We start from the raw sequence: 445 nt of genomic DNA on the forward strand, positions 1-445 counted from the left end.
GCGGAAGCCCATCCTGATGGCGGCGGCCGCGATCATGATGGCACTGGCCGGCCTGCAGCTCGGCAAGGCCTTCTTCTCCGACCCCGCGCCGGTCGCCAGCAACGACGTCGCGCCGATGGTCTCCACCCAATCGGTCGAAACCGCCTCGCTCGATGTCATCACACCCAAGCCCGACACGGGCACTGCGAAGCCCGAGAGCGCGCCGACGCGTGCCGTCAGGCAGGCCGAGCCGTCGAAGGACGATCCAACGCCACAGGCCGCCTTTCAGCCATCCGCACCCGAAATACCCGCGGCCGCGGCGCCAGCCGAACCGGCGCCTGCTCCGGCGACTCCGTCCGCGCCAGCCCGGCCCGCGCCGATGGCTTCGGCGACACCGTCGGAGCCAGTCTCTCCGGCTGCGAACGGGCCTGCCATGGACACGGACGGCGACGCGCAACCCACCATC

At 71.5% G+C, this 445-nt stretch carries 1 pseudogene; it reads left to right on the forward strand.

Annotated features, from left to right (window positions below):
- Positions 1-16: 16 nt before the first annotated feature.
- Positions 17-445, forward strand: a pseudogene (locus tag EOA60_RS37015) (peptidoglycan-binding protein); the annotation flags it as partial.

The organism is Mesorhizobium sp. M1A.F.Ca.IN.020.06.1.1 (assembly GCF_004023265.1).
GTDB lineage: Bacteria > Pseudomonadota > Alphaproteobacteria > Rhizobiales > Rhizobiaceae > Mesorhizobium.